The sequence below is a fragment of the Halomarina oriensis genome (assembly GCF_009791395.1).
GTDB classification, from domain to species: Archaea; Halobacteriota; Halobacteria; order Halobacteriales; family Haloarculaceae; genus Halomarina; species Halomarina oriensis.
Genome location: NZ_WSZK01000028.1, coordinates 13552 through 23361 on the forward strand (window position 1 = coordinate 13552; position 9810 = coordinate 23361).

Below are 9810 nucleotides of genomic sequence, written 5' to 3' on the forward strand. Positions count from 1 at the left end.
CATGAGAACAACCTATCCAGTCGCGCTCATCATCTGCGTCGGTATCGTCGCCGCCATCGTCTCGGCTTCGGGATTCTGGGGTGCCGTCGGCCTCGTCGACGACCAGCCTGGCGTCTCGTCGGCCGTTAACGACTCGGCGGACAAGTACAACCCGAACCAGGGCCTCGAAGGCGAGGCCGCTGCCCAAGACGACGGGAACATCGTCGGGCTCATCCTCTCGGGTGGGTCGAACACGTTCAGCATCTTCAGCATCATCAACCTCTTTCCGAACACGTTGATGTGGCTCGGCATGCCCAGCTGGGCGGCGTTCCCGCTGGGCTGGCCAGCTCAGATTTTGGCGTTTATTGGCGGGACGCAGTTCGTCCTCGGGAGGGTCCTCCAGTGACGCTCCTCGCGACGCTCGTCTCCTGGACGTCCTCCCTGCTGGCGACACTCCAGGAGACGCCGACACCCGAGAACCCGTTCGGTCCCATCACGCCCGTCACCCCTGAGACGCCCTACACGGCACCACTCGACGGGTTCGACGGAAGCTCGAACATGCTCGAAACCGCGCTCGACGACGTCGTCGTCGCGTTGGGCGGCGAGGCGCTGTTCGGCCTGCTGTTCCTCGGCGCGGTCAACCTCGTCTGGTGGGTCGCCGGCGGTCGAGACCTCGCCGTGCCCGCGGTGTTCACGATTCTGGTGGGCGCGATGGCGTTTCCGCTGCTGCCGGGGAGCTACGTCGGCCTCGCACGAGCGATCATCGTCCTCGGCGGGGCGTCGATGCTGCTGGAGTTGGCCCGACGCTACGTGCTGGACCCGGGGGCTCGCTGATGGTCGCTGTCGCGTTTCTCAGGCTGTTTTCGGTGTTGGTGACGCTCCCACCGGCGATGGCTCACGAAGCCACCCACGCGCTCGTCTCGAAACCGTGGGCGCGACGCTCGCGGCTGGCGAACCCGTTGTCGGTCCAGGTGTCGTGGCAGGTCTGGTGGGCCGACGACACGCCCGCCTGGGCCGTTGTGTTCGCTGCACTCGCGCCGATGCTCGTCGGCATCGCAGTCGGTATCGTCGCCTTTCTGTGGGTATTCGCCGTAGGCTACGTCCCCGCGACCGCTCGTGAGTGGCTTCTCCTGTCGATTGTGGCCACGTGGTGGGGAATCTACGCCTGCCCGTCCGGGAGTGACACACGGACCGCTCGAGACGCGCTTCAGTGAGGAATTAGATTGTGAATATGTCACACAAACGCATACACAAATAGAAAACCTCTTTTGAGTCGAACAGAACTTGCTGCCAGAACGTTTATGGTGAGCAATTTGACATATTCTGCGGAACAGCCCTCTGTTCAATCAACCGATTCGTCGGGTGATATTATTTCAACAGTAATTCGTCAGAGGGAGGGAGTTCACTCAGGTGATCGAATTGTGTGGCAGGGAATCGAGTTCAAGGGCCTCTCTGGATACATCTCAATGCCCCCAGAGGACCGATCGTGAGCGGTTTAGGGTCAGTTCTGGAGCTCAGTAGACGGCGGGCAGCTGTCGTTGTCGCACTGCTCGGGACGGCCATTTGCCTCTGGTACCTTCCTGTTCCAGGCCTTGACGGCACTGTCGGGGCTGTCCTGCTCAGGTCCCCTGTGTTCCTCGCAATTATCGCCCTCTGGACAGGAGGACGCGCCATAACGGCGTTCTGGGGGCATCACTCGACGGACATCGCTCTCGACCCTGATGACGCACCGAGTGTGAGCGTCGTCATCCCGGCGTGGAACGAGGAGGACATCATTGAGGGCGTGGTCCGTTCAATCTTCGACCAGCACTACCCCGGCGACCTCGAAGTGCTCGTCGTTAACGACTGCTCGACGGATTCGACGAAAGCCATCCTCGATGAGCTCGCCCAGGAGTTCGCCGGCTTGCGCCCGATTCACCAAGCGGAGAACACTGGACAGGGCGTAGCCAAGAACAACGGGTTGAGCCGCGCCCGTCACGAGGTCGTCGTCGGCGTCGACGCGGACACTGAACTGACGCCGGGGGCGCTTGAGGCAATCGTCGCACCGCTCGCGGACCCTGACGTATCAGCGGTCGCGGGCAACGTCCAAGTCCTCAATGACGATGCATCACTCCTGACCCGATTCCAAAGCCTCGAATACCTCTTGGCGATGGATATGGCCCGGATGTTCCAGTGCAAGTTCCGCCACTTGATGTGCATCTCCGGGGCATTCGGGGCGTTTCGCCGTGAGCGGCTTGAGGAGGCCGGAGGGTGGATTGCGCCGAACTACTGTGCCGAGGATATGGGCATCACCGTCTCGATGCACGAGTTCGGCCACGTCGCGTACGCTCCCGGAGCGGTCGCACTCACGGAGGCTCCGCCCACGGTTCGGGGCCTGTTCCGTCAGCGGGTCATCTGGCAGCGCAATGGCCTGAACACAATCGTCCGCCACAAGCATACGCTGTTCAACCGGAAGTTTGGCGTGCTGGGGTCGTTCGCTCTCCCCTTCCGGGTCGTCTCGTCGGTCCTGCTCGTCGCGTCGGTCGCAACGGCGGGATACGCCCTCGTGACGCACGGCCTCGCCGGGTCGATTCCGGTTCGGACGCTCGTGACGCCGTTCCTCCTCGCCGGCTTCGGTATGATCCTGATGGCGACCGCACTTGCCGTCACGCGTCACGAGCGCTCGTTGGACCACGTCTTTGCGCTCCCGGTGTTCTTGCTCCTCTATCAACCGTCGCTCGTCTTCGCTCGCATCGCCGGGACGATATTCTGGGGGCGTGGTCTCGCCCTTCGAGCGGTCAACCGAGCACCTGCTCGGCTCAAGGTCCAGTCCTCAACACCGGAACCGGAGTCCGAACCCGCGGACTGACGTGTCCATAGTTTAATTCACCCCGAACAGGACCGTTTGAGTGCGGTTCTCCAACCGCATGTATCAGAGGACGGAAGATGGTCTCTGGGCCGGCCCCACGTGGCTAACACGGCCCCCGTTTCGAGCGTCGATTCGTGACCAGCAGACTCCTTGTATCAATCCGATAGCCACAATATACCCACAGAACGCCTTAGCAGGTTGATTCCCGATTCTGTGACATGGCAGATACTTCGCGCTTCGGCGCTGCCGCCGGGTCGGGTGGGTCCAGTTCCAGTTCCTCGACCGACAGTAGCGACACGACAGATAGCTCCTCGTCCTCGACATCTTCATCGACGGAGTCGAACTCGACATCGTCGACGTCGAACGACTACACCAGCGGTCCTCGGCCGGCGATTCGACCCGTCAGTGACTCGGACGGTGGGTCCAGCAGTGGCTCCTCGGGCTCCGGCGGCGGGTCGACCTCCGATTCCGGGTCGACCGGCGTCTACGAACCCGGTCCCTCCCAGGGCTCGGACTCGACTACCGACACGCAGTCACCGACCGGTGGGTCGAACCCCGCCGTCCGACCGGCCGACGGGTCGGAGCCGAACAGCGGCGACGGTGGTGGGAGTGGTGGTTCGTCTTCCGACTCGTCCAGTCGCCCGAGCGTTCGCGACAACCAGACGCGCGGGACGAACCCGCTGACCGACGTCGACGGCGACGGGTCGAGCGACTACGGCACGACAACCGAGAACGTCGAGGACGAAGCGCCGACGAATCCCGAGCCGGTCACGGTCTCTCGACAGGACCGCGACAGCGACGGTGACGGCCTCACGCAGGCGCAGAACCAGAATATCGACGCAGCCGTCCAGGGTCTCGAGGACCGCGCCCTTCAGGATGCGCAGGGCATCGAGACCGAGCGCTCCGCTCGCGGGCGGCGTGCCCGGCAGGTCGAACGCGGGTTCATCGACAGCATCGAAGCTCAGCAGGGCGTCCAACTCTCGCGTGATGACGTCGCTATCGTCGAGGGGCCGAACGGCCAGCCCCAGCCCGAACTCGTCGCCGCTGCTCGCGAGCGTTTGGGGGTGAACCCCACCGACGAGGAGATCGCCCGCGACGTCGCCGGCCAGGAGGCCGGCCTCGACGCCGAGGACATCGAGGTCACTCGCTCGGGTACCGTCGACGAACAGGCGGTGTCGGTCGCGCTCACCGGCCGGGCACGTGCCGAGCGGATGCGCCAGGAGATCCTCGCCGAGAACCCCGACCTCGACCCGACCGACCTCGTCATCAACGACCAGGATGGCGACGGCGACCTCGACCCGCGGCTCACCAACGCCGCGAAGATTCGCCGAGCGCGCGAGAGCGTGGCCGCGGAGGTGCCCGGTGTGGGGGCGAACGAAGACCAGATCAGCGTCGACATCGACGACGACGGCCGGGCGGTTGCCGAGCTGACCCAGAGCGGGCGGGATGCCTACCGCTTCGAGTTAGTCCGCCAGGCTCCTGAGGGCGCGAAGCGGGCCGTGGCGGCCAGTGAGCGAATGGACGTCGCCAGCGACGAGTTCCGCGCGCGGATGCGCATCGCCGAGGCGAACGCCGACATCGACGTCGAGGACCTGGAAGTGCGTCGAGACACCGTGTTGGTCAGAAATTCGTCGGGGGAGTTGGCGGCGCGTGACGACTCCTCGTTCGGCCTCACCGAGGACGCCACCCGTGAGCAGCTGGCTCGGGAGTTCGGCATCGACGAGAGCGAGATCGAGTTGGACCGGAACGCCCAGGGCGGCTGGGAGGCCGACTTCTCCGCCGAGGCCGCACGGGAGATTCAGTCGCGCGAACCCGAGCGCTTCGGAGACGACGGTGGCCGAGTGCTGGGCATCCAGGGTGGCGAGGAGTTCCTCGATGGGTTGAGTCGAGGGTTCAGGTCCGAGATAGTCGACCCCGTCGCCGGTGCAGCCGGGGTGAGTGCGCGTTACTCGCCCGTGGCGCTCGTCGAGGACCGAGTGACGGGAACGAACGTGACCGAGCGCTCCGTCGAGTCGTTCGTTCAGGGCGTCGGTGACGTGCTCGACGTCCCGCAGATTGTTCGTGGGTTGGACGAAGGTGGCGAGTTGATTGCGTACAACGTCGAGGGGTTCAACGACGGCCGAGGGAGAGAGACGGTCGGCGAGACGGTCAGTGCGGGCGTGATGGCAGGTGACTCGTTCAAGACCCGACTGACATCCCGACCGTGGGAGACAGGGAGCCGAATCGCCGGGTCTTTCGTCGGTGTGGCAGGCACGGTCGGGGCCGCCTCGCGAGTCTCCGGGACAGCTGGCCGCGCGACCTCGGTCGCACTCCAGCCCATCGAGGAGGGCGCACGACTCGGGGCCGGCGCTGCGGGCCTCCCGACCACGCTTCGGGGAGCGGCCGCCAGCGCTCGGGGCGTCTCCTTCCAGACACCGTCGGCTCGAGGACGCGCGGGGAGTGTTCGCGAGCGCTTCCGCGGCGACGGCGAGAGTGAGTTCGAGGTCTCCTTTGAGCGGGATGCCGACGCCGGGCTCGTCGAGATCGACCCGCAGGTCCGACGCCAGGCGCTCGAACGCCTCGCCGACGCTGACCTGGCTGCTCGCGACCTCCGGGCACGAGTCGCGGGCGTGCCCAGCACCATCAGTGACGCCGCCTCCGAGATCGGGACGGGCACGCTCCGCTCGGGGGCCGACTCCGCGACGGTCACTCGCTCGGTCGTCGACAGCGTCCGAGAAGGAACTGCACGCGCCGGCGCAGAAGCGCTCAGGCGACGCGCTGACGCCGAACTCGCCGCCGGAGGAGCCCAGCAACAGCTTCGCGAGAGCGTCGACAGTGCCGCCGACGCAGGCGAGCAGGCCGCCACGGAGGCGGCGTTCCGTGCCCAGACCGGCCGCCTCGACGCGGAGGTGGCCGCCGGACAGGTCGGGCCGGCGCTGCGCGACTCCGCGGTCCAGGCTAGGTTCGACCTCCAGACCGCCCGCCTGGACGCCGAGGTCGCCGGCCGTCGAGTTCCGCAAGCGGCCCGACAGGGCGTCCGCGACGTGGGGCTCGCCCTGGACACTGCGCGCCTCGACACGGAACTCGCGACCACTCAGGCGCGACGGCGGACGCGTGAGGCGCTCAGAGATGCCCCCGAGTCAGCCCTGTTCGCTGCTGACACCGCCCGCCTCGACGCGGAGGTAGCGTTCGGACAGGCCGTCGACAACGCCGTGCCACAGAGCGTTCGAGACGTGCAGGCGACGCTGGAGGTCGAAGACTCGCTGGCCGAGGCGCTGGATGTCGCCGGCCGGCGTCGAATCGACGATGCCCGGTCGTCGTTCGCTATTCGCCGCTCGCTCGCCGGCGGCCGGGTCGAGGACCGTGTCGACCAGCTCCGAGACCTGCTGCCCGATAGAGCGCCCGACAGTCGACGGGTGCGCCCGGCCGACGAGTCGCTGCCCGAAGCCGCGTTCTACGCCGGTCGACGGCGACTCAGCGACGCCCGCTCGTCGATCGCCATCCAGCGAGCGCTCGTCGAGGGTCGGGCGGACCGAGCCGTTCGAAGTGGGCTGCTGGATGCTGATGATGCCGTCCGAGCGCTGCGCGACCTCCCAGACGACGCGACGATTCGCATCGGCCCGCGTCGCCCCGATCGGGTCGAGGAGCCGACGCTCGATGCCGACGCCGATGACCTCGAACTGGACATCTACGACGACCGCGACCGGGAGTTCCTCCGGATGGCGCTCGACGAGAGCACCGACGGGAGCACGGGCCGACCGACGCAACTCCAGGCTGGCCAGAACCTCAACGATGGGGGCAGACAGCAGACCGTCACGCGCTTCGAGTCCGAGACGGAGTCGCGTGCGGAGTTAGAGGAGCTCCGGCGACAGGACGACCTCGTCGAACAGGCCCAGCGTGACAGCTTCCGGCGCGTCGAGACGAGCGTTCCTCGGGCCACGGAACCAGCCGTCGACGACGGGTTCGAGACGTTCGAGGACGCACCGCCGACGAGTGTCGAACGCGAGATGGCGATGTTCGAGGCAGAGCTGGCCGACGACCTCGATGTGGGCCTCGACACGTCGACCGACCAGTTCGGCGACACTGACCTGGACACGTGGGAGGGGACGGCCTTCGAGACGCCGACGCGGTTCGACCAGCCAACGGGCTCGGAGTTCGAGACCGAGATGCGCTTCGACCTCGACCGCCGAACTCGCCAGCGCTTCCGGACGCCGGCCGACCCCGCGCCCCGCCGAGGCGGCCGGGAACTCACCGACGTGCCACCAGAAGACGAGTTCGGCGACGACTGGTTCACCGACGAGAGCGCTGTCGATGAGGTGTTCGACACTGGCATCGCCAGCGGCGACGACGTGTTGGAACAGGACTTCTGGGAGAACTGAGCTTCAGACAGAAGCTTTGAGCCACTCGAAGGAGAGGTCGAGTGCCAGTTCGACTTTCGCCGCAGCAACTGGGTCTACCGCTTTCAGTATCCCGAACCCGAAGCAGAAAGCCATCAGCGCGAGAAACGCGTAGAGTTCGAGTCGATCCCACAGATGGAAGCGTGGGCCGCCTCTGGACTGTGCCATGTTCTGACTGGTTGGTTATCGGAAATAAGAGTTCCGGCGTTCAGGCGACCGCCGGTTCGCTCCCGTCCTCGTTCTCGATCTCCTCGACGGTCACCTTCTCGTCGGCCGTGAGCGTCACCCGGTAGCCGTGGAACCGAATCGTCACTATCCCGTGGTCTCGCCCGCGAAAGAGCTGGTCGAGGGCGTCAGGGTCGGTCGCCTGATAGAGTTCAGGAACCAGTTCGTGCGGTGCGACGCCTTCACGCCGGGCGACGGTCTCGACGATTCGTGTCGACGGGGACGGCATATCAGAATGGATGACTCTCTGAAAGTAAGTGTTCCGCACAGAATGGCGGCTCTGGTGGTTCAGTCTCGGTTCCGAACTGGCGTGAGCGTCGACTCGAAGCCCGCCTCCTCGGCCATCACCGAGAATTTCCCGAAGCGAACGGTCAGTTGCCACCGTGTCGCTTCCGAGTGCTCGATCACCTCGTCGATGGTCGGGTTCCGACCGAGTTCCTCGCCGACCTGCCGAATCCGCTCGACGACGTCTTCTCGGGTCACGTCGGGTTCGGGCTCGACGTTCGGCTCCAGTCCGATCTCTTTGAGCGCATCCGTCCAGCTTCCCCACCGTGACTTGAAACCGGAGGCAGGGAGCAGCGAGCGTTCGTCGAACGCACGGCGCGTCGGTGTTCGGCCCAGCTCGGCGGCGACTGCCTCCAGTTCGTTCAGCAGAAGCTCGTCGGGGAGGCCCCGGACGGTCGTCGGCTCCATCCCCGCCGCGAGTTGGGCGCTCGCCAGCGAGCCGAACACCTGGTGGACGTGATTCGAGGGAAACGAAGCGTGTGCTTTGATGTCCTCGGTTCGAGGGACACGTTCGACTTCGGCGGCGATGGTCCGGAGCTCCTCGACGATGACGCGTTCGGCGAGATGGGGCTCCTCGCTCATGGTCGCGTGGTGACTGCTGGATAAACTAATCAGTTGGGGACTCAGCACGCGGTGGAAAGGGTTACTAGGAGACAGTCGCAACGAGAGGATGTGACCGAGTACCCTGGACTGCCCACCGCCATCACACGCTTCTATCGGTCATTTTTGCTGGCAGGCATTCAGATGCTCATCGCGGGGGCTCCCTTCGCCGCAGTAGTGGTGATTCTCTTTGCCCACATATTTCCTGAAGCCGCCCCATACGGCCTGTTAAGTGCTGTTAATCTCGGATTGCTGTCGATGCTCAACCAGATACGTACGAACTCCGAATCACCGTCGGACAGTGAGACCGCGCCAACCTCGGAACCTGAATCGATCAGGGGGTTGCTGTTCGGGATGATCGTCATGATGCTCGTGCTCTGGGCGACGATGGTCGTGGTCGGCGGGACTATCGGCTATCTCCTCGCCTACCGGGCCGGCCTCCCGTATCTCGCTATCGTCGGCGCGGTCGTCTTTCCGCTCATCGATGACGAGTTGGGGCAGATTCACCCGTTCCTCTCACCATCGGTTCTCGCGCGCTACGCGGTGTTCTCGCCGTTGTATTCGCTGGGACTCATCGACGATTCGAACGAGTTTCTTCGCCGGTCGATCGTTCGCTCGTCGGCGGCACGTGCCGGTCAGTACAGTTACCGTTCGTCCGAAAGATAACACCAGACCAGACGGAGTGATGTCGTCGTTCCGGCGAGACAAACCACCCAGAAACCTAGCGTTGGCCCGACAAACGGCAACTCCCCTACTGGAGCCATCCACGCGAAGGCCGCGAGGACAAGTCCAGCGACAAGAGAAAAGCAACCCTCGATAGCCAGCTTTGCGCCCATCGCCGCCGACCGCTTCCAAATCGAGTTCGAGTACCGATACCCGACGAGGCGTTCTTGAAGCGTGATTTCGTTGTCTTCGTGGTTCTCGGGTGCGGCACCATCGGCGTCCACCCCCTCACGCTCGACGGTCTGTTCCTCGCCCATCCCCTCACGCGCCTCCCGGAATCCATGCCATCAAAATCAGACCGTTACGCGGGACTGCTACCGGAGCGGTCGTGCAAGCAATCGCTGTCCGAATCTGTACTCTCAGCCCATGTTTCTGCACTTTTCAGGAACTCTCGTGCTTCGTCGTGGCTGTACTCGTCTTTGTGTTCGAGAGCCGCTATGCCGACAGGAGTGACGACGTACATGCCGGAATTGCCGGTCTCACCGACCTTCTCGACGTATCCAGCACCTGCTAACGCGGCCAACCGGTTGTTCATATACTTCGATTTTTTGTCGAGTATCTCGGCGAGAAATGTTGCGGTAAAGCGCTTACCGTCTTTCATTTCTTCGAGTATCTCGAAATCGGTCGGAACGACGAGTTTCACTACTTCTCGTTGGTTGGTCACAGGTGTTAACTCTTAATTTTTCTGATATGTGTGCTTTGCACTTGCCATTTCCTACTGGATATAGTACTTTGATACTCCATGTGCAATCTGCAAATGCTTAAGTCAGTTGG

Annotated in this window: 11 protein-coding genes; 6 read left to right on the forward strand and 5 right to left on the reverse strand. The window is 64.3% G+C overall.

From position 1 onward, the window contains the following. Position 1: 1 nt before the first annotated feature. From GQS65_RS15645 to GQS65_RS15665, 5 genes are all read left to right on the forward strand, one after another. Positions 2-385 (forward strand): hypothetical protein, encoded by a 384-nt coding sequence (locus GQS65_RS15645; protein ID WP_158205568.1) that lies wholly within the window; start codon positions 2-4, stop codon positions 383-385. Beyond that, positions 382-813: a hypothetical protein gene (locus tag GQS65_RS15650; RefSeq protein ID WP_158205569.1), complete on the forward strand. Its 432-nt coding sequence runs from the start codon at positions 382-384 to the stop codon at positions 811-813. Before GQS65_RS15645 ends, GQS65_RS15650 begins: the two co-directional genes overlap by 4 nt. Then, positions 813-1193: a hypothetical protein gene (locus GQS65_RS15655; protein WP_158205570.1), complete on the forward strand. Its 381-nt coding sequence runs from the start codon at positions 813-815 to the stop codon at positions 1191-1193. Before GQS65_RS15650 ends, GQS65_RS15655 begins: the two co-directional genes overlap by 1 nt. Positions 1194-1714: 521 nt before the next feature. Continuing rightward, a complete protein-coding gene (locus tag GQS65_RS15660) occupies positions 1715-2827 on the forward strand; it encodes a glycosyltransferase (protein ID WP_158205571.1) in 1113 nt (370 codons plus the stop codon). 218 nt (positions 2828-3045) lie between these two features. Next, positions 3046-7185, forward strand: coding sequence for a hypothetical protein (locus tag GQS65_RS15665; protein WP_158205572.1), 4140 nt, complete (start codon positions 3046-3048; stop codon positions 7183-7185). A gap of 3 nt (positions 7186-7188) precedes the next feature. Here GQS65_RS15665 and GQS65_RS15670 read toward each other — a convergent pair whose 3' ends face one another. From GQS65_RS15670 to GQS65_RS15680, 3 genes are read right to left on the reverse strand one after another with little or no spacing between them, the layout of a single operon-like run. Then, complete coding sequence (locus tag GQS65_RS15670; protein ID WP_158205573.1) at positions 7189-7371, reverse strand: hypothetical protein; 183 nt, start codon at positions 7369-7371, stop codon at positions 7189-7191. A gap of 40 nt (positions 7372-7411) precedes the next feature. Continuing rightward, a complete protein-coding gene (locus GQS65_RS15675) occupies positions 7412-7657 on the reverse strand; it encodes a HalOD1 output domain-containing protein (protein ID WP_158205574.1) in 246 nt (81 codons plus the stop codon). Between the two features lie 59 nt (positions 7658-7716). After that, positions 7717-8295 carry a homing endonuclease associated repeat-containing protein gene (locus GQS65_RS15680; RefSeq protein WP_158205575.1) on the reverse strand — a complete coding sequence of 193 codons (579 nt, stop codon included), beginning with the start codon at positions 8293-8295 and terminating at the stop codon, positions 7717-7719. A gap of 90 nt (positions 8296-8385) precedes the next feature. On the opposite strand from GQS65_RS15680, the gene GQS65_RS15685 reads away from it, so the two are divergent. Beyond that, positions 8386-8979 (forward strand): hypothetical protein, encoded by a 594-nt coding sequence (locus GQS65_RS15685; RefSeq protein WP_158205576.1) that lies wholly within the window; start codon positions 8386-8388, stop codon positions 8977-8979. Here GQS65_RS15685 and GQS65_RS15690 read toward each other — a convergent pair. Together GQS65_RS15690 and GQS65_RS15695 are read right to left on the reverse strand one after the other, a co-directional pair. Beyond that, positions 8958-9293 carry a hypothetical protein gene (locus tag GQS65_RS15690; RefSeq protein ID WP_158205577.1) on the reverse strand — a complete coding sequence of 112 codons (336 nt, stop codon included), beginning with the start codon at positions 9291-9293 and terminating at the stop codon, positions 8958-8960. The genes GQS65_RS15685 and GQS65_RS15690 overlap by 22 nt on opposite strands. 44 nt (positions 9294-9337) lie before the next feature. After that, complete coding sequence (locus GQS65_RS15695) at positions 9338-9679, reverse strand: ArsR family transcriptional regulator (protein ID WP_158205578.1); 342 nt, start codon at positions 9677-9679, stop codon at positions 9338-9340. Positions 9680-9810: the final 131 nt, after the last annotated feature.

Coding starts and splice junctions, on each gene's coding strand:
- GQS65_RS15645 (WP_158205568.1), top strand. CDS start 2: ATGAGAACAACCTATCCAGTCGCGCTCATCATCTGCGTCGGTATCGTC.
- GQS65_RS15655 (WP_158205570.1), top strand. CDS start 813: ATGGTCGCTGTCGCGTTTCTCAGGCTGTTTTCGGTGTTGGTGACGCTC.
- GQS65_RS15665 (WP_158205572.1), top strand. CDS start 3,046: ATGGCAGATACTTCGCGCTTCGGCGCTGCCGCCGGGTCGGGTGGGTCC.
- GQS65_RS15670 (WP_158205573.1), bottom strand. CDS start 7,371: ATGGCACAGTCCAGAGGCGGCCCACGCTTCCATCTGTGGGATCGACTC.
- GQS65_RS15675 (WP_158205574.1), bottom strand. CDS start 7,657: ATGCCGTCCCCGTCGACACGAATCGTCGAGACCGTCGCCCGGCGTGAA.
- GQS65_RS15680 (WP_158205575.1), bottom strand. CDS start 8,295: ATGAGCGAGGAGCCCCATCTCGCCGAACGCGTCATCGTCGAGGAGCTC.
- GQS65_RS15690 (WP_158205577.1), bottom strand. CDS start 9,293: ATGGGCGAGGAACAGACCGTCGAGCGTGAGGGGGTGGACGCCGATGGT.